This is a genomic window from Hydrogenophaga soli (assembly GCF_054777695.1).
The window spans coordinates 591142-610712 of sequence record NZ_BAAHAK010000001.1; the positions used below are offsets into that span (position 1 = coordinate 591142).

At 64.6% G+C, this 19571-nt stretch carries 14 protein-coding genes; 8 read left to right on the forward strand and 6 right to left on the reverse strand.

Annotated elements, in window-relative coordinates; translation table 11 throughout:
• Positions 1-8: 8 nt before the first annotated feature.
• The 3 genes from ACYVB7_RS02695 to ACYVB7_RS02705 are packed head-to-tail and all read right to left on the reverse strand — an operon-like array spanning position 9 to position 5216.
• Positions 9-482: a RidA family protein gene (locus ACYVB7_RS02695; RefSeq protein WP_460505009.1), complete on the reverse strand. Its 474-nt coding sequence runs from the start codon at positions 480-482 to the stop codon at positions 9-11.
• 51 nt (positions 483-533) lie between these two features.
• On the reverse strand, positions 534-4106 hold the full coding sequence (locus tag ACYVB7_RS02700; protein ID WP_460505010.1) for a bifunctional diguanylate cyclase/phosphodiesterase: 3573 nt from the start codon (positions 4104-4106) through the stop codon (positions 534-536).
• A gap of 12 nt (positions 4107-4118) precedes the next feature.
• Entirely contained in the window at positions 4119-5216 is a 1098-nt protein-coding gene (locus tag ACYVB7_RS02705) for a TRAP transporter substrate-binding protein (RefSeq protein WP_460505011.1), read from the reverse strand.
• Between the two features lie 148 nt (positions 5217-5364).
• Here ACYVB7_RS02705 and ppa point away from each other — a divergent pair, with 148 nt between their 5' ends.
• From ppa to ACYVB7_RS02725, 4 genes are all read left to right on the forward strand, one after another.
• Positions 5365-5895: an inorganic diphosphatase gene (gene ppa, locus ACYVB7_RS02710; RefSeq protein ID WP_460505012.1), complete on the forward strand. Its 531-nt coding sequence runs from the start codon at positions 5365-5367 to the stop codon at positions 5893-5895.
• Between the two features lie 122 nt (positions 5896-6017).
• Positions 6018-7898, forward strand: a complete 1881-nt coding sequence (locus ACYVB7_RS02715) for a TonB-dependent receptor plug domain-containing protein (RefSeq protein WP_460505013.1) — start codon at positions 6018-6020, stop codon at positions 7896-7898.
• 68 nt (positions 7899-7966) lie between these two features.
• Complete coding sequence (locus ACYVB7_RS02720) at positions 7967-8434, forward strand: YfiR family protein (RefSeq protein WP_460505014.1); 468 nt, start codon at positions 7967-7969, stop codon at positions 8432-8434.
• A gap of 87 nt (positions 8435-8521) precedes the next feature.
• Positions 8522-10927, forward strand: coding sequence for a YgiQ family radical SAM protein (locus tag ACYVB7_RS02725; protein ID WP_460505015.1), 2406 nt, complete (start codon positions 8522-8524; stop codon positions 10925-10927).
• A gap of 26 nt (positions 10928-10953) precedes the next feature.
• Here the strand turns inward: ACYVB7_RS02725 and ACYVB7_RS02730 are convergent, their stop codons facing one another.
• Positions 10954-11382: a hypothetical protein gene (locus ACYVB7_RS02730; protein ID WP_460505016.1), complete on the reverse strand. Its 429-nt coding sequence runs from the start codon at positions 11380-11382 to the stop codon at positions 10954-10956.
• A 135-nt stretch (positions 11383-11517) separates the two neighbouring features.
• Positions 11518-12402, reverse strand: a complete 885-nt coding sequence (locus ACYVB7_RS02735) for a CoA transferase (RefSeq protein ID WP_460505017.1) — start codon at positions 12400-12402, stop codon at positions 11518-11520.
• Between the two features lie 135 nt (positions 12403-12537).
• Between ACYVB7_RS02735 and ACYVB7_RS02740 the strand changes: the two genes are divergently transcribed.
• Together ACYVB7_RS02740 and ppk1 are read left to right on the forward strand one after the other, a co-directional pair.
• The gene (locus ACYVB7_RS02740) at positions 12538-13404 is read left to right on the forward strand and encodes a GNAT family N-acetyltransferase (RefSeq protein ID WP_460505018.1); all 867 of its coding nucleotides are present in this window, start codon (positions 12538-12540) and stop codon (positions 13402-13404) included.
• Positions 13405-13491: 87 nt separating this feature from the next.
• Complete coding sequence (ppk1, locus tag ACYVB7_RS02745) at positions 13492-15756, forward strand: polyphosphate kinase (RefSeq protein WP_460505019.1); 2265 nt, start codon at positions 13492-13494, stop codon at positions 15754-15756.
• 28 nt (positions 15757-15784) lie between these two features.
• Here ppk1 and ppx read toward each other — a convergent pair whose 3' ends face one another.
• Positions 15785-17272, reverse strand: coding sequence for an exopolyphosphatase (ppx, locus tag ACYVB7_RS02750; RefSeq protein WP_460505020.1), 1488 nt, complete (start codon positions 17270-17272; stop codon positions 15785-15787).
• A gap of 171 nt (positions 17273-17443) precedes the next feature.
• Here ppx and pstS point away from each other — a divergent pair, with 171 nt between their 5' ends.
• Positions 17444-18472, forward strand: a complete 1029-nt coding sequence (gene pstS, locus ACYVB7_RS02755) for a type 2 periplasmic-binding domain-containing protein (RefSeq protein WP_460505021.1) — start codon at positions 17444-17446, stop codon at positions 18470-18472.
• A gap of 108 nt (positions 18473-18580) precedes the next feature.
• Complete coding sequence (pstC, locus tag ACYVB7_RS02760) at positions 18581-19561, forward strand: phosphate ABC transporter permease subunit PstC (RefSeq protein WP_460505115.1); 981 nt, start codon at positions 18581-18583, stop codon at positions 19559-19561.
• The last annotated feature ends 10 nt before the right edge of the window (positions 19562-19571 follow it).

The window sequence follows — 19571 nt, forward strand, 5'->3', positions numbered from 1 at the left end:
AACGGGCGTCAGGCCAGTTCGGCGATCAGCTCGATTTCCACACACGCCCCCAGGGGCAGTTGGGCCACGCCAAAGGCGCTGCGGGCGTGGGCGCCCACCGTGGGGCCGAACACCTGGCCCAGCAACTCGCTGCAGCCGTTGGTCACCAGGTGCTGCTCGGTGTAGTCCCCGGTGGAGTTGACCAGGCTGAGCACTTTGACAATGCGCTTGACGCCGTTGAGGTCGGTGCCCGCAGCTTGGGCGGCCGCGTGCAGTGTGCCCATGAGGTCGATGGCGACGGCCCGTGCCGCGCCCTTGGCTTCTTCGGTGGTCATGTTGCGACCCAGCTGACCGACCCAGGGTTGGCCGTCCTTCTTGGCGATGTGGCCGCTCAGGAACACGGTCTTGCCCGTTTGCGCAAAGGGCACATAGGCCGCGGCGGGCACCGCCACGGGCGGCAGGGTGATGTTCAGGGCTTGGAGTTGGTCGTAGACGTTGGACATTTTTTCAATGAAAAAGAAAGCTACCGCTTTTGGCGATTGGGATGTTTGCTATCAATCTGTGCTGACGCCCAGCCGATGGTGCCGGAGGTCGGCCAGGCGATTGTGCGCCAGCGCCAGGGCCTGGAATTCCGCCGCGGGCAAGGGCCGGGCAAACAGGTAGCCTTGCCCGTAGTCGCACCCGGCGTGGCGCAGCAACTGGCGCTGTTCTTCGGTTTCGATGCCCTCGGCCACCACTTTCATGCCCAGCTCATGGGCCATGACGATGGTGGCTTTGCACAGCGCCAGATCTTTGCTGGCTCCGTGCAGGTGGCGCACAAAGGACTGGTCGATCTTCAGGTAGTCCAGCTCAAACTCATGCAGGTAGGACAGCGCCGAGTAGCCGGTGCCGAAGTCGTCCAGTGCCACCTGGACCCCGGCGGCGTGCAACTGGTGGAGGTGCTCGCGGGTGGCATCGGAGGCGTCCATCAGCAAACCTTCGGTGATTTCCAGCACGATGCTGTGGGTGCTCAGGTCCATCCGTTCCAGCCGCTGTGCCCACAACTCGCCGCGCTGGGCGGTATCCCGGAACTGGAGCGGGGATTTGTTCACGCTGATCTGGAAGTCGGGGTGCAGGCTGGTCTGCCATGCCTGCACCTGGTGGGCGGCGGTTTCGAACACCCAGCGCCCGATGTCCTGGATGGTGCCGGCTTCTTCGGCAATGGGGATGAAGGTGGCCGGGCTGATGTGGCCATGGATGGGGTGTTGCCAGCGGATGAGGGCCTCCGCCTTGTGGATGTGCCCGGTGCGCAGGTTGACGATGGGCTGGTAAGCCAGCCAGAACTGGCCATCGGCCAAGGCGGTGCGCAGGTCGCGGGCGATGCGAGACCGCATGAGCGCCGCCTCTTGCATGGCTGGGGTGAAACGCTCCCAGCGGTTGCGCCCCAGCCGTTTGGCCGCGTACATGGCCTGGTCGGCGTGTTTGAGCAGGGTTTCGGTGTCCCCGCCGTCCTGGGGGAACAGGGTGATGCCCACGCTGGCCGACAGGTATTCGGTCTCCTTGCCGATGTGGAAGGGTTCGGCCAGTCGTTTGATGAGGTTCTGGGCCAGTTCCTCCACCCGGTGTTCGTCATGCCAGTGGGTGATGACCAGCGTGAACTCGTCGCCGCCCAGGCGTGCCACCATGTCGGACTCGCGCACGCAGCTGCGCAGCCGCTGCGCGGCGGTTTGCAGCAGCAAGTCCCCGGCATCGTGGCCGTGGGTGTCGTTGATCTCCTTGAACCGGTCCAGGTCCAGGAACAGCAGGGCCAGGCGTTGTTCGGTGTCGCGGGCGGTGGCCAGGCTTTGGTCCAGGTGCTCGCGGAACATGCGGCGGTTGGGCAAGCCGGTCAGCGAGTCGTAGTTGGCCTGGTTCCAGATCAGCTCCTCGTGGGTCTTGCGCTGGGTGATGTCGGAAAACAGCGCCACCCGCTGGTGGGGCGTGCCATCGGTGTTGAAGATGGTGTTGATGGACAGGGCCTCGGCGTACAGCGAACCGTCCTTGCGGCGGTTCCACAGCTCGCCTTGCCAGCGGCCTTTCTGGTCGAGCGTGTGCCACAGCCCGTCGTAAAACTCGGGGCCTTGCCGTCCGGAGTTCAACAGCGAGATGTTGTGCCCCTTGACCTCGTCCAGGGTGTACCCGGTGATGCGGGTGAACGCCGGGTTGATGGTGATGATGTCTCCCTGGGCATTCATGACGGCCATGCCCTCGCTGCTGGTCTGGTAGACCAGCGCCGCCCGCCGCAGCTCCTCTTCGGCCCGCTTGCGTTCGGTCACGTCGCGGGAAATCACCACAAACCGGTGAAGTGATGTGCGCCCACCCGCTGTCTCCGTGGGGTTTGGGGCATGGGGGTTGGGGGGAGGGCCAGGTTTGAGGGCCACCGAGAGCTCAAACCAGCGGTCACCACCTTCCATCGGAAGCTTGATCAGTCGCCCGTAGGAGTGGCCGCTTTCGAGGGCTTCGTCCAGCGCCGCGTGTGATTGTTGGGCCGCCTCGGGCGGCATCACCTCGTCCACCGTGTGTTGCAGCAGCTGTTCGGGAGGAACAGCCAGCAGTTCGGGACGGCGGGCATGGCAGGCGAGGTAGCGACCTTCTTCGTCCATTTCGAACAGCAGGTCGGGCAAGGCGCCCAAGGTGGCGGCCAGGCTGGCATGGGCGGCGGTGGCGGTTGCCCTTTCGGCTCGCAGGGCCTCTTCGGCGCGCTTGTGGTCGGTGATGTCGTGGTACGTCCACACCCGCCCAATGGTCTGGTCGTTGAGCCTCTGGGGGAAGGAATGGCGGGTGTACACCCGACCGTCTTTGAAATGGATCAGGTCCTGCGTTTCCCCGTTCGGGTCGGTCACCGCTTGCACGCTGTTGGCCAGCACCTGCTCGGCGTTGATCAGTTGGGGGTAGAACTTGCGACGAAAGCTCTCCACGTCGTTGGCATGCAGGTCGCTGGGTTGCAGACCGGCCATGCGCAGAAAGGCGGAATTGAAGCGGGTGATGTGTTGGTGCTGATCCACCACCACCAGCGCATCGGCCGTGGCCTCGATGGACGCTTCCACCAGAGACAGCATGTGGGCCAACTGGGCGTTGGAGGTGCGCAAGCGCTCGTTGGACTGGGCCACTTCGTCCTGCGCCCGCTGGATGCCGGACACATAACGCCAGCTTGTGGCGCTCGCCAGCAGGGTGAGCACGGCCAGGCCGATGGCGACCACCGCGATGTCCCTTTCCTGTCGTTGCCAGGTTTGCATCAGCGCCTGCTCGGGCATTGCGACGGACAACAGCAGTTGGGGGTACAGCGTGGGGCGCACGGCGGTCCAATACCGTTGCCCAGGCTGAATCCGCCCGGCCACCAACTGGGCCTCTCCTTGTGTGTCCAGCGTTTCCAGCGGGGGGGCGGGGGGACGGTGGTCATGGTTCAGCACTTCGGGGTGGCTGGCCAGCAGCTCACCATTGGCCCGTTCCAGCGTCACCGTGAGGGGGCGGGGGCGCTGTCCGGCATCCAGCAAGGCGGTGAGCACCGCCATGTGGAGTTCGGCCACCGAGGCCAGCTTGGTGCCATCGTCCAGTCGAACCATGCGGGCCAGGTACAGGACTCGCTCCGAAGTCTGGGCCTGGGTGACCGGCGCACTGACCAACAGGGTGGGGTAGGGCTGCTCCAGCACCGACTTGAGGAAGCCCTCGGGCAGCGAAAGCCCCAGCCGTGCTGTGCTGCTCTGCGCCCCGTACAGCACTTGCCCCTGGTCGTTGACGACGGCCAGGTCCCGGATCATCAGGTTCTGGTTGAGCGTTGCGTTCATCAACCGGGGCAACAGCGAACGGGCGTGGTTGGCGAGAGGGGCTTGGCCCCCAGGGCGCCGACCTGGTGAGGGGGCCGCGTCCAGGGCGAGCCAACGGGCCATTTCGGCCAGGAACATGTCGATGCCCACCAGGGCCCGGTTCAGCTCGGTCTCGGTGCTGTTGACGACCTGAGAGACTTCCTCCTGCCCGGTCTTGATGGTTGCGTCGCGGCTGGTCGTCATCAACGACAGGGTCAGTGCGGCAATGGTGAGCAGCAGCGCACTGCACGCCGCCACGATGGCCCAGCGGACACGGTGCCAGGATTGCAGCGGTGGGGTGGGCATCCTGGGGGGCTTTCAGCGCTTGAGGGGCAGGGGGGCCGCGTGGACACCGGTGACCGGGGCCATCACCCGGTTCCAGACGGGGACGCACGCGTTGCCACAGCGTTCCAACCAAGCGGGCAACACGCTGGTGCGAAAGGACTCTCTCAGCCGCAGCTCGTCGTCGGGGAGGGCTTTCACTTCGATCATGCGCCCGGGTTTGCCGCCCATGCAGTCTTTGCGTCCGGTGTTGCAGGCCACGCCGTCGCGGGTTTGTCGTTCGGCATCGGCCCAGATGACCTTTTCCAACTGTGGCAGTTGGCGGGCCAACGTGGTTTTGACTTTGGGCGGTAGGGCACTCCACGCGTCCAGGTTGGCCCCGAACATGGCCACGCCCCAGGTGGTGGCGCTGGCGTGCAAATGGGTGGTCACTTCGTGCAGCCCGATGGCATTGCCCGACATGGCGCCGGTGATGGCGCAGTCCACATTGCCGGCCCGGATGCTGCTCACCATGTCCGCAAACGCCGTCTGCACCGCCACGGCCCCGAAGGGCCGAATCAGGTCCGCTTGCGTGGGGTTGCTGATGCGCACCCGCCGCCCGGCCAGGTCGGACAAGCCTTTGAAGGGCTGGGTGCAGAAGGTGACCTGGGGCGGGTACACATACAGCGCGAGCACCTCAATGCCATGGCGTTCACGCATGGTGCGCTCCAGGTGCGGGCGGTAGGCCTGCACGGTTTTTTGCAGTGATGCCATGTCCGGGTTGAGCCCCGCCAGGTCAATGGCGGCCAGTTCGGGTTCGGTGGCCACGATGCCACTGAGCAGCACGGTGGCAAACGGCACCACCCCCAGCTGCATCAGTCGCAGCACTTCGTGGTTGCGGATGCCGGCCTTGTCGAACGGCACGATGGTGCCCACGGCTTGCCCATCGGTGAGTTCGGCCAGCTGGCGGGTCCAGAAGGGTTCTTCAAACTTGCGGTACTGATCCAGGTTGCCCAGCCCACCGACCACGCGGATTTGGTAGGGCGCTGCATGGGCCGCCCCCAGATCGCACGCCAGCCACAGCAGGGCAAGCCATGTGGCTCGGGAAAACCAGGCTCGACAGCGCATGCGGCGGGCCGTGAAGAGGGAAACCATGCAGTTCAATGCGTTGAATGGAAGGCAGCCCATCTTACTGACCGTCCGCACCGTTGCGGTGCCGTGCGTCGCTCGCGCCGGGCTGTCAGGCTGCCATCAGTAAAATCGGCGTCAATCTTCGGTTCACCTTCTCAACCTTTCCAACACCATGTCTCTTGCCAACGTCACCCCCGGTTCCAAGTGCCCTGAGCAGTTCAACGTCGTCATCGAAATCTCTCAGAACGCCGACCCCATCAAGTACGAGGTGGACAAGGAGTCCGGCGCGCTGTTCGTGGACCGCTTTGTGGGCACGGCCATGCACTACCCCGCCAACTATGGTTACATCCCCCAGACCGTGGCCGGCGACGGCGACCCGGTGGACGTGCTGGTGCTGACCCCCTTTCCGCTGCCCCCCGGCGTGGTGATTCCCTGCCGTGCCATCGGCATGCTGAAGATGGAAGACGAAGGCGGTGTGGACGCCAAGCTGCTGGCCGTGCCCACCAAGAAAATCCTGCCCGCCTACGACCACCTCAACAGCCTGGAAGACCTGAACCCGCAGGTGCTGAAGAACATCTCCCACTTCTTCGAGCACTACAAGGACCTGGAAGCCGGCAAGTGGGTCAAGGTGCAAGGCTGGGATGGCATCGAAGCCGCCCACAAGGAAATCACCGACGGTTTGGCCGCCGCTGCCAAAGCCTGATTTTGTAAGGTTTTTTGGCACCTGCCGCTTTATTTACAAGCGGTAGCAGCTATTAAAAACAAAGCGCCTGTGGCCTGGCCCCAGGCGTTTTTTTCTGCATTTGCTGTGGAATACGTTGCTTCATGCGGTTGACCCATCCCAGGCTTGTTGCGTCAGCGTTCCTTTTGGGCCTGTTCCCGTCGGTTGTACTGGCCGAGGCGGGGGCGCGGGTGGATCTGACGCAGGTTCCGTTTGAGCAGTTGCTTGACACGGACATCGTCACCGCCAAAAAGCTGGTGAAGCAGGTGAGTGAGGCCGCTTCTGCGGTCAGTGTCGTGACCGCGGATGACATCAAGGCGCTCGGCTACCGTTCCATCCACGACATCCTGAACAGCATGCGCGGCATCATGATGGTGCGCAACAACGACGGGTATTCGTACCTGGCTGGCCGGGGTTTGGGCTCCAAGGACTATGCCGGCCGGGTCACCATGCTGATCGACGGACTCCGGGTGTCGGACAATGTGTTTGGCCAGTCCTATTTCGGCACCGATGGCGTTCTGGATGTCGAACTGATTGAGCGCGTGGAATACATCCCCGGGGCTGGTTCGGCCATTCATGGAAATGGCGCCTTCCTTGGGGTGGTGAACGTCATCACCAAAAAGGGCAAAGACGTCGGTGGCGTCCAAGTGTCCCAAGAGTTTGGTGCCAACCATTGGAATCGAACGCGCCTGACCTACGGAAAGCAATTCGACAATGGCCTCGATTTGCTGCTTTCAGGTTCCACCTACCGCAACAGCGGTCGGTTTGCCACCACCTACGATGGCTATCCCGACCGGGTGGACAAGGAGCGAAACCAACGGTTGTTTGTCAAGGGATCGTTCGAAGGGTGGGGGCTGGAAGGCTCTTGGTCCAGGCACCCCAGTGCCATGAACCTGGGTGAGGTGCAGGCGACTGACGAAAGTGCTTTTTGGACCTTGACCCATGACCGGCGTCTGGGGCCTGACCTGAAGCTGTCGGCCCAGGCCAGCGTGGGCCAATACCTTTTTGACCAGAATTCTCCTGGTGGGACTGACTTTGCGCGTGGGCGCTGGTACGGCCTGGACCTGAAGTTTGTGGGCACCTGGTTTGATCGCCACACCTGGGTGTTCGGCACCGAGCATCGCAACGATCATGAACAACGGCTTCGCTTTGAGGGCGCTGGGTATGACATGCGCACCCGTCATCGGACCGATGCCGCCTATGTCTACGACAACCACGACATCCTTGACAACCTGCAGCTGAACTACGGCCTTCGTGTGGACCATCACGACACAGGTCGCCAGACGCTCAGCCCTCGCATGGGGTTGATTTACCGGCCTTGGGAGGGGGCGGTGCTCAAACTGTCGTCCGGCAAGGCCAATCGACAGCCTGTGCCCTACGAAAGCTATGGCTCGGTCGCATGGGGCGTCGTGCCCGAAGGGTATGTCTTGCCGACCGAGCAGGTGACCCTGAACGAGCTGGTCTGGGAGCAGCAACTGGGGCCGAGGACGCGCCTGATGGCCTCGCTGTTCGGGTACCGCACCCGTGACCGTTCTTACGTCAATTGGGACCTGAGCCAGCTGGTGCAGCAAAGAATTGTCAGCTCTGGGGCGGACGTGGAGTGGGAGCACAACTGGATTGACGGACGTCGACTCAAGGTCAGCTATGCGTGGCAGACCGCCAAGGACGATGGGGGGCGGCAAATTCCCCTGTCTCCGCATCATCTGTTGAAACTCAACTTCTCCGCGCCATGGATGGACGACCGGGTGCGGTGGGGCGTGGAGGCCCAGGCCGTCAGCCGCCGATGCGTTGGGCTGCAGAGTACCGATGCGTGCATTGCTGTCGGTGGGTACAGCGTGACCCATCTGACGCTGTCTTCCTCCCGGCTTGTGCCGGGATGGGAGGCCAGTGTGTCGGTGCGCAACCTGTTCAATCGCCGGTACAGCGACTTCATCACGGGTGAAGGACGCGGCGTTTGGCTGCAACTGGGCCGGGATTTCAAATGAAGCGGCTTGTTGCATCCCTTTTCAGTGGTCTCGGGGGACTGGTCTTGGGCTGCCTGCCGTTGACCGGCATGGCCGAGGGGCTTCGCTCGGTTCCCGAGTACGAGATGAAGGCCGCGTACCTGTACAACTTCGCGCTGCTGACCTCATGGCCGGGCGCCCTGTCGGGTCCGTTCCATGTGTGTGTGTTCGGGCAGGACGAATACGCCGCAGCCTTGGAGGTGCTTCAGGGCAAGTCGGTGGGGCGCCAACCCATTCAAGTGGTGTATCTCAACCAACCGGAGGACGCTCAAAAGTGCCAAGTGGTTTTTTTGAGTGAGTTGGAGCCCAGGCGAGCGGAGCGACTTTGGGCGACCCTCAGCGGCACATCCGCATTGACCGTGACGGATGACAAACGGCAGCAAACCGACTCCATGATTTACCTGGAGTCGGACAACCGCCGATTGGTGTTTGAGGTCAACATGGCGCCCGTGAAGCGGGCAGAACTGACCTTGAGTTCCAAGTTGTTGAGGTTGGCCAAACGGGTGATTTCTCCCTGAGGTCAACGCCGAGGCCTGCTGCCTGAAGGGGGCGCCTCATTGGCCCTGTCACCTTTGTGCCCAGGGTCAAAACCGTACACTGCCCGCATGTCCGCCTACACCGATGTTTCGCAATTCCCCCGCGATGCCAAACCCCTGAGCAGCTACCGCCCCTACTGGGCCAAGCGCTTCGGGACGGCCCCCTTCCTGCCCATGAGCCGGGAGGAAATGACCGCGCTGGGTTGGGACAGTTGCGACGTGGTGCTGGTGACGGGCGACGCCTACGTGGACCACCCCAGCTTTGGCATGGCCGTGATCGGGCGCATGCTGGAGCAACAGGGCTTTCGGGTGGGCATCATCGCCCAGCCCGACTGGACCAGCGCCGAGCCCTTCCGGGCGCTGGGCAAACCCAACCTGTTCTGGGGCGTGACCGCGGGGAACATGGATTCCATGATCAACCGCTACACGGCGGACCGCAAGATCCGCAGCGACGACGCCTACACCCCGGGCGACGTGGGCGGCAAACGGCCCGACCGTGCGGCCATCGTCTACAGCCAGCGCTGCCGCGAGGCCTTTCCCGACGTGCCCATCGTGCTGGGCGGCATCGAGGGCAGCCTGCGCCGCATTGCCCACTACGACTACTGGAGCGACAAGGTGCGCCGCAGCGTGGTGGTGGATGCCAAGTGCGACCTGCTGCTGTACGGCAACGCCGAGCGGGCCATCGTCGAAATCGCCCACCGCCTGGCGGCACGCCAGCCCGTTGAGGCCATCACCGACGTGCGGGGCACGGCCTTTGTGCGCCGCGAAACGCCTGAAGGCTGGTTCCAGATCGACTCCACCGAGGTGGACCAGCCGGGGCGGGTGGAAGACCACATCAACCCCTACCTGACCACCGCCGAGCAGGCCAAGGCCAACGACAGCACCTGCACGCGCTCCGAAGCGGATGCCACGGCTGAACCCGGCGAGTCCAACGGCGACGCCCGGCAGGACGAACTGGCCATGCCCGTGGCCCTGGTGCCCAACCCCGCGCTGGCCCGAGGGTTGGTGTCCGGCAAGCGCCTGCCGCCGCGGGAGCGCACCGTCATCCGCCTGCCCAGCTACGAGCAGGTGAAAAGCGACCCGGTGCTGTACGCCCACGCCAACCGCGTGCTGCACCTGGAAACCAACCCCGGCAACGCCCGTGCGCTGGTGCAGGCCCACGGCGAGGGCACCACGGCGCGCGACGTGTGGATCAACCCGCCGCCCATCCCCCTCACCACCGCCGAGATGGACCTGGTGTTCGGTCTGCCCTACGCCCGCAGCCCGCACCCGGCCTATGCCGACGAGCAGGGCCGCCACGACGGGGCCACCAAGATCCCGGCGTGGGAGATGATCCGCTTCAGCGTCAACATCATGCGCGGCTGCTTCGGGGGCTGCACGTTTTGCAGCATCACCGAGCACGAGGGGCGCATCATCCAGAGCCGCTCCGAGGATTCGGTCATCCACGAGGTGGAAGACATCCGCGACAAGGTGCAGGGCTTCACCGGCGTCATTTCCGACCTGGGCGGCCCCACGGCCAACATGTACCGCTTGGGCTGCCGCAGCCCCGAGATCGAGGCCGCCTGCCGCAAGCCCAGCTGCGTGTACCCCGGCATCTGCCAGAACCTGCACACCGACCATGGCCCGCTGATCCACATGTACCGGCGGGCGAGGGCACTGCCGGGCGTCAAGAAGATCCTCATCGGCTCGGGCCTGCGCTACGACCTGGCCGTGAAAAGCCCCGAGTACGTCAAGGAGCTGGTCAGCCACCACGTGGGCGGCTACCTCAAGATTGCCCCCGAGCACACCGAAGCGGGGCCGCTCACCAAGATGATGAAGCCGGGCATTGGCACCTACGACCGCTTCAAGCAGATGTTCGACCAGTTCAGCGAGGAAGCGGGCAAAAAGCAGTTCCTCATCCCGTACTTCATCGCCGCCCACCCGGGCACGCGCGACGAGGACATGATGAACTTGGCCGTCTGGCTCAAGCGCAACGGTTTTCGGGCCGACCAGGTGCAGACCTTCTACCCCAGCCCCATGGCCACGGCCACGGCCATGTACCACAGCGGGCGCAACACGCTGCGCAAGGTGCACCGGCAGGTGCAGGGGGACGACGAGGCGGTGGACGTGGTGCGCGGCGAAAAGCGCCGCCGCCTGCACAAGGCCTTTTTGCGCTACCACGACCCCAACAACTGGCCGCTGCTGCGTGAGGCGCTCAAGGCCATGGGCCGTGCCGACCTCATCGGCAACGGCAAACACCATTTGATTCCCACCTTCCAGCCGGTGACGGATGGCGGCTACCAGAGCGCTCGACGCAAGAACAGCACGCCCACCCCGGGCCGGGTGCTCACCCAGCACACGGGGCTGCCGCCGCGGGCAGGCTCGGGTGGCGGTGCGGCGGCAGGGGCTGGTGCGGGACGGAGTGGCGCAAAAAAAAGCACCCCGGGTGGGGGTGCTTCGGTGGGGGCGTCAGGCCGGTCGCGCAAGCCCCGCTGAGAGGGGGCTGCGTGGGGGCCACGCCTTCAGCGGAAGAAGGTGAACAACCACGCGATGAGCGAAATGCCCACCACGATGCCGATGCCGATGATGAAGTTGCCCTGTTTGCCAGCCTGAATCTCCTGGGTTTCGGCCACTTTTTCGGCCAGGCGCTGTTTGACGAACTCCGGCTGTGGGGTGACGGTGTTGCGGCAGTAGGGGCACACCGAGGCCTCGGGCAGGATGTATTCGGCGCAGTGCACACACTTCACATGGGTCAACTCCAGGTCGTGGGTGACGGTGTCCAGCGCGTCGGCCAGGGCCAGGTCTTTCATCATCATCAGCAGCACAAAACCCAGGATGGGTGAGGCGATGGCGCTGACGATGAGCCACACGAACGGGTTGCGCCCGCGCTGCTTGGCCAGAAAGGCCACGGCACACGCGAATGCAAACCACAAAAACAAGAAAGTACTCATCCCAAAACCCCCATTTGAACCAAGCCCGAAGGATAGCGGCAGCACGGCGGCCTGAACAGCGACACGACCATTCCGTGCGGATTTCTGCGCAGAAATTGCCGCACACCCACCACAGATGTCACACACAAGCCTGTGTCACGCCAACACGCTCAGGGGCAGGTCGTGCACGGTGGCCAGCGCTTGCAGTTGGGCCCTGCTCTGGCACGCGAAGAACCGGGCCAAGGCCTGCCGGGTGTCGTCGCTGCGCATGGGGGTGTTCTCGGGCAGGCCTGCCACCTGGCACAGCCGCCGGGCAAAGTGGGGCTCCAGCGCCGCCAGGGCCACCCGGCCGTCCTGGCAGGGGTACACCTGATAACCCGCATGGCCACCGCCCACGTCGCCTTCGGGGGTGGTCAGTCCCCAGTGGCGGGGCTGGGCCAACCAGGCGGCCGCGTCGCTCAGGGCCACCTGAAGGTGCTGACCCCATCCCGTTTGCTGGCGTTGCATCAGGCCACGCAGCACGGCTTCGGTGGTCAACAGCGCCCCGGCCATGTCGGCGTACAGCGTGGCGGGCAGCGCCAAATCGGTCACCAGGCCGTGGTCGGCTTGGTAGGTGAGGTCGTGCCCCGGCTCTTCGGCGCGGGCGCCCGGGGCCCCCACGATGTCAACCACCACCAGCCGCGGGTATCGGGGGTGCAGGTCAACCCAGGACAGGCCCAGTTTTTTCAGCGCAGATGGGCGAAACGAGGTCAGCAGCACATCGGCGTGGGACAGCAGTTGGTGCAGCCGCTGCTGCCCCTCGGTGTCCTTGAGGTCCAGCACCACGCTGCTCACGCCCTGGTGCAGGTCGGTGTGGGCTGGGGGGCAGTACTGCGCCATGGGATCGCCAGCGGGTGGGTCGACCTTGGTGCAGTGGGCCCCGAGGACACGCAGGCGCATCAACGCGGCGGGGCCTGGGAGGTTCAAGGCCAGGCTGACCACGTGCATGCCTTGCAGCGCAAGGGATGAGGGCTGGGCAAGGGGTGGGGTGGGGACGGTCATGCCCTGCATGGTAGGGGCGGTGGCGCCGGGCCGTCGGGCCGCAGGGGCGGGGATGTCACGCAGGTTTCATGGATTCGCCACGAAGTGGACACGCGGCGTTTTCAGAATGCCGGGCAACACCAAGAAGGACACACCATGAAAGAACTGCCCACCCCCACCCTGGACCTGTCGCCCCACATGTTGCCTCGGGGGTCACTTCATCGATCGGTTGGTTTCAACCTGGCGCAAGCGCCGTCGGGTGCCGCTGGCGCGTCAGAACGACCTGCACTGGTGGTGGCCTGGGCCCGGCACCTCGACGAGGTGAGGGAGGCGCAGGCGCTGCGCCACCAGGTGTTTGTGGAGGAAATGGGGGCCCGGCTGCCCACGCCCGTGCCTGGCCACGACATCGACCTGTTTGACGACTTCTGCGAGCACCTGCTGGTGCGCGACGCCGTCACCCATCAGGTGGTCGGCACCTACCGCGTGCTGACGCCCACCCAGGCCCGCCGGGCGGGCAGTTTCTACAGCGACACCGAGTTCGACCTGACCCGCCTGCGTTTTCTGCGCGAGCGCATGGTGGAACTGGGCCGCAGTTGTGTGCATGCCGACCACCGCCATGGCGGCGTCATCATGGCGCTGTGGGGGGCCTTGGCCGATTTCATGGTGCGCAACGGCCTGGACACCATGATCGGTTGCGCCACCATCCCCATGCACCACGAAGGCCCCATGGGCCGTGTGGGTGGGGGCCACGCAGCGGCCAGCATCTGGCACCGCCTGAAGGACACGCACCTGGCCTCGGTGGAGTACCACGTGCGTCCGCGCCTGCCGCTGCCGGTGGAGCGCCTGGACACCAGCCTGGACGTGGAGCCGCCCGCCCTCATCAAAGGCTACCTGCGCCTGGGTGCACGCATCCTGGGGGCACCGGCCTGGGACCCGGACTTCAATGCCGCCGACCTGCCCATGATGATGCGCATCCAGGACCTGCCCGCCCGCTACCGCAAGCACTTTCTGGGTGCACAGTGATTTGCTGCCAATCCGAGAGCAAACATTTAAACAATATGAAGCGCTAGGGGCTCAAAACATCATGGAAAATGACGGCTGAGCGGCCCCATGGCCGCGCTGTTCATGTCCATGACCGTCGAACCCTCTTCTCTCCCTTCGTCTCCACCCGCCTCGTCGCGCCATTCAGGGGGGCAGGCGCAGGCCCTGGTCGATGCCCCAGCGGCCCCGAGCCGCTCGGCAGGCGCACGGGGGCGGGCCCGAGTGGCCCAGGCCCTGCCTGAACCGGCCAAGCTGACCTTGCTGGACCGGGACCTGTGCATCCTGTCGTTCAACGAGCGGGTGCTGGACTGGGCCCGCAGGCCCGACGTGCCCTTGCTGGAGCGCTTGCGCTACCTGTGCATCGTGTCGTCCAACCTGGACGAGTTCTTTGAAGTGCGTGCCGCCGCCCACATGGCCGCCCAGCTGAGCGGCGAGCAAAAAGGGGCCTACACCGATGCCACGTTTGCCGCGTTGTCGGAGCGCGTGCACCAGGTGGTGGCGTCGCAATACCGCCTCTACAACGACGAACTGCTGCCCTTGCTGGAAAAGCGTGGCGTCAAGCTGCTGACCCATGGCGAGCGCAATGCTGCCCAGAAGCGCTGGGTGAGGGACTACTTTGTGCGCGAGGTCCAACCCTTGCTGGTTCCGGTGGGGCTGGACCCGGCCCACCCGTTTCCGCAGGTGGCCAACAAGTCGCTGACCTTCATCGTGCGCCTGAGTGGGCGCGACGCCTTCGGGCGCGAGAACGAGGTGGCCATCGTCAAGGTGCCGCGTTTCCTGCCTCGGTTTCTGCGCATGCCCACGGCCAAGAACTCGCGCCAGCAGTTGTTCATCTCCATCTCCAGCATCATCCGCTCGCACCTGGTGGACCTGTTTCCCGGGCGGCAGGTGACGGAGTTTTCGCAGTTCCGTGTCACCCGCCATTCCGACTTGGCGGTGGATGAGGAAGAGGTCAAGAACCTGCGCACCGCCTTGCGCAAGGGCTTGCAGCAGCGCCACTACGGGCGGGCGGTGCGGCTGGAGGTGTCGGCCGATTGCTCGGCCTTCCTGTCCAACTTCCTGTTGCAGCAATTCGGTTTGCCGGAGGCTGCCTTGTACCGGGCGCAGGGGCCGGTCAACCTGGTGCGGCTCAACCAGCTCATCGACCTGATCGATGCACCCGCCATGCGTTTCGAGGCCCACCGGCCTGCATGGCCCCGCCAGTTGGTGCCCGGGCAGCCGTTTTTCGAGCGCTTGCAGCAGGGCGATGTGCTCATCCACCAGCCCTACGAAACCTTTGACGCCGTGCTGGCCTTTCTGCGCGAGGCGGTGGAAGACCCTCAGGTGCTGGCCATCAAGCAGACCATTTACCGCACCGGGGCTCGCTCCGAGTTGATGGAGTTGCTGCGCGAGGCTGTGCGCCGCGGCAAGGAAGTGACCGCGGTGGTGGAGCTGAAAGCCCGCTTCGACGAGGAAGCCAACATCAACTACGCCGAGCGGCTGGAATCGGTGGGGGCCCAGGTGGTGTACGGGGTGGTGGGCCTGAAAACCCACGCCAAGATGATGCTGGTCACCCGCCGTGAGGGGCGGCAGTTGGTGCGCTACGCCCACCTGTCCACCGGCAACTACAACCCGGGCACGGCCCGGCTGTACACCGATGTCAGCCACCTGACGGCCGACCCGGCCCTGACGCAAGACGTGGAGCAGGTGTTCCTGCACCTGGCCAGCCAGAACAAGCTGGGCAAGCTCAACAAGGCCATGATCGCGCCCTTCCACCTGCACAAGGCCATGTTGGAGTGGATTGCGGCGGCCAGCCGGGCCGCGGTGGCGGGGCAGCGTGCACGCATCGTGCTCAAGATGAATGCGCTGACCGACGAGCCCTTGGCCCGCGCGTTGGCACACGCTTCGCAATGCGGGGTGCAGGTGGACCTCATCATTCGCGGGGCATGCACCCTGCCTGCAGGCGTGCCGGGGGTGACCGATCGCATCCGCGTGCGCTCGGTCATCGGCCGGTTGCTGGAGCATTCGCGGGTGTTCCATTTCCAGATCGGGGACGAGGACCAGCTCTGGCTGTCCAGCGCCGACTGGATGAACCGCAACATGCTGCGCCGGGTGGAGCTGGCCTGGCCCGTGACCGACCCGGTGTTGAAGCAGCGGCTGGTGGACGAATGCCTGGACCTCTACCTGGCCGACAACCTCGATGCCTGGGACTTGCAACCCGATGGCACCTACGCCCGGGCGCAACCCGACACGGTCAGCCGCGGCAAAAGTGGGCGCTCGAAAGCGGGCAAGGCAGCGGGGGCCGGTGTGTCGGCCCAGGCCGTGTTGATGAGCCGTTACGGTCGAAAGGACTGACCGTCGGCCAGGGGCCGCGGGGCCTGGCTCAGTCCAGGCTGTGCGAAAGCCGCCAGCCCACCTTGGTCCAGGCCAGGGCTTCTTCCTGGATCAGCCAGGCCGATTGAGGGAAGCGTTGTGCCCAGCCGCGCTGCGCGGTCAGACGCACCTGCCGTGGCTTGAACTGCAGGCTGATGGCTTGGTGCTCGGGATCGCGCCGTGCGTGGCACAGGATGACGGCCAGCCGCAGCGCCATGAGCTGCTTGACCAGCAGTTCGTCCTGCGCCAGCCAGGCTTCGATCTTGCGCAACTTGCCGCGCTGCCCCAGCACCAGCAGGCTCATGCGCTGCAACTCGGCCATGGAGAAGCCCGGCGCGTCCACATGTTCCAGCACGTAGGCGCCGTGGTGGTGCATGTCGTCGTGGGAGATGTGCACGCCCAGCTCGTGCAGCCGCGCCGCCCAGTTGAGCTTGCGGGAATGCCGCTCGTCGTGGGCATTGGGTTCGGCCATCTGGAAGAACAGGTCCGACGCCACGGTGCTGACCCGCCGCGCCTGGGCGGCATCCACCGAAAAGCGCTGCGAGAGCCATTGCACCGTGCGTTCGCGCAGGTCGGTTTCGTCGTTGTCGCGGTCGATCAGGTCGTACAGCGCACCTTGGCGCAATGCCCCCTGGGCGGCCACCATGTGCTCGATGTTGAACAAATCGAAAATGGCCCGCAGCACCGACAGACCGCCGCCGATGACCAGCTTGCGGTCGTCCTTGATGCCCTCCAGCCGCACGTTGTCGGCGGTTTGGGCCTTGAGCAGTTTTTCCAGCAGCCAGTCCAGGCTGTCGCGGGTGATGGTGTCGCCGTCGCGTCCGTTGGCGGCCAGGGCATCGGCAATGGCCCCCACCGTGCCGGATGAACCGTAGGCCACGTCCCACAGGTTGCGGGGGAAGATGTCCAGCGCTTCGTCCAGCACGGCCTTGGCGGCGATTTCCGCGGTCTGGAAGGCCTGGGGGGTGAACTGGTTGTCGGCAAAGTAGCGGGCTGACCACGACACGCTGCCCAGCCGGAACGACTCCATGGCCTTGGGCTGGAAGCCTTGGCCCATGATCAGTTCGGTGGATCGGCCCCCCACGTCCACCACCAGCCGTCGTTCGTCGGACTGGGGCAGCAGGCGGGTCACGCCCTGGTAGATCAGGCGGGCTTCTTCCAGCCCGGAAATGACTTCGATGGGAAACCCGAGGATCTGCTGCGCCCGTTCGATGAACACATCGCGGTTGCGGGCTTCGCGCAGGGTCTGGGTGGCCACGGCCCGGACCTGGGCCTTGTCGAACCCCTTGAGCCGCTCGGCGAACCGGGCCAGGCAGTCCCAGCCGCGTTGCATGGCCACGTCCGACAGGTTCTTGTCTTCGCCCAGCCCGCCGCCTTGGCGAACCATTTCCTTCAGGTACTCGACCCGCTGGATGTGACCGTGGTCGAAGCGACCAATTTCAAGCCGAAAGCTGTTGGAGCCCATGTCCACAGCCGCGAGGAGGGTGCCGTTGTTCATCGATGTTCTGGGGCAGTGTTGGGGCAGGGGGCCACCTTTGGCGCGGGAGCATAGCACTGCATGCAACGCGCCACCCCTGGGGATCGGAGCGTCAAATGGTTGTCACAAAACAGTCACACAAGCTTCCTACAGTCCACCCCATTCCATTCATAACCGACTGAAAGGTCTTCGATGAAACGCTTGTTCCTGAAATCCGTTGCCGCTTCCGTGGCTGCCCTGGCATTTGGCGCTTCTGCGTTGGCTGCTGACATCACCGGCGCGGGGGCCACCTTTCCGTTCCCCATGTACGCCAAGTGGGCCGAAGCCTACAAGGCCGCCACCGGCACGGGCCTGAACTACCAATCCATTGGTTCGTCGGGCGGCATCAAGCAGATTCGCGCCAAGACCGTGGCCTTTGGCGCGTCGGACGCCCCGCTCAAGGGTGAAGAACTGGACAAGGATGGCCTGGTGCAGTTCCCCGCCATCATCGGTGGTACGGTGCCCGTGGTGAACCTGGACGGGTTCAAGCCCGGCGAGCTGAAAGTGACCGGCCCGGTGCTGGCCGACATGTACCTGGGCAACATCACCAAGTGGAACGACGCCAAGCTGGTGGCCCTGAACCCCGGCAAGACCCTGCCTGACCAGGCCATCACCATCGTGCACCGCGCCGATGGCTCGGGCACCAGCTTCAACTTCACCGATTACCTGAGCGCCGTCAGCAAAGAGTGGGCGGACAAGGTGGGCAAGGGTGCCGCCGTCAAGTGGCCTGCTCCGTCGTCGGTGGGTGGCAAGGGCAACGAGGGTGTGGCCGCCAACGTCAACCGCGTCAAGGGTGCGCTGGGTTACGTGGAGTACGCCTACGTCAAGAAGAACAACATGACCTTCTTGCAACTGCAAAACGCCAACGGCAAGTACGTCAGCCCTGATGACGCCACTTTTGCCGCCGCCGCCGCCGGTGCCGACTGGTTCAGCGTGCCCGGCATGGGCGTGTCCATGGTCAACGCCAAGGGCGATGCCAGCTGGCCCATCAGCACCGCATCGTTCATCCTGATGTACAAGGAACCCGCCAACAAGGCTGAGGCGGCCGAGGTGCTGAAGTTTTTTGACTGGGCCTTCAAGAACGGCAAGAAAATGGCCGCTGACCTGGATTACGTTTCCCTGCCCGACAGCCTGACCGACCAGATTCGCGCCAAGGTCTGGACCCAGGTCAACACCAAGTGACCCTCAAGGTCTGAATCTGAGAGCCACGGCCCCTGACATTGGGCGCCGTGGCTTTGCTCAACCTGACCAGGAGTGCACATGAACGCAGGGACCCGACTGGAAACCCCCATGAACATGCCCATCGCGTCGGCGCAAGTCGACAACCCCGACATGCTGACCATTGCCCGGCGTCAGCGGATTCAGGACTTTTTCTTCCATCGCATCACGCAGGCGTTTTCGCTGCTGGTGCTGGTGGCGCTTCTGGGCATCATCGGCTCCCTGTTTGTCAACGCGCTGCCCACGTTCCAGAAGTTTGGTCTGCACTTCATCTGGCGGGTGGAGTGGGACATCATCAACGAGGAGTTTGGTGCGGCCATTGCCATCTTTGGCACGCTGGCCAGCGCGGCCATTGCCCTGCTGATCGCGGTGCCCCTGGCGTTTGGCATTGCACTCTTCCTCACCGAAAACTGTCCCGTGACCTTGCGCCGCCCGCTGGGCATGGCCATTGAGCTGCTGGCGGCGGTGCCGTCCATCATCTACGGCATGTTCGGTTTGTTCATCTTTGCCCCGCTGTTTGCGCAGTACGGGCAACCGGCCTTGCAGTCCACGCTGGGGCAAATGCCCTTGATCGGACCACTGTTCGGCGGGGCCACCAATGGCATCGGCATTTTGGCGGCGGGCATCATCCTGGCGTTCATGGTGCTGCCTTTCATTGCGGCGGTGATGCGCGATGTGTTTGAAATCGTGCCCCCCATCCTGCGCGAGTCGGCCTATGGCCTGGGTTGCACCACCTGGGAGGTGGTGCGCAAGGTGGTGCTGCCGTACACGCAAAAAGGTGTGGTGGGTGGGGTGATGCTGGGCCTGGGCCGTGCCCTGGGCGAGACCATGGCGGTCACCTTCGTCATTGGCAACGCCAACCGCTTGCCCACTTCGTTGTTTTCACCCGGCACGTCCATCGCATCGACCCTGGCCAACGAGTTTGGCGAAGCCGCCGATTTCCATGTGTCGGCGCTGTTTGCCCTGGGCTTCCTGCTGTTCGTCATCACCTTTGTGGTGCTGGCGCTGGCCAAGGTCATGATTTTGAGGTCTGAAAAAGGCCGTGGCGCTTGATTGGCGTCAT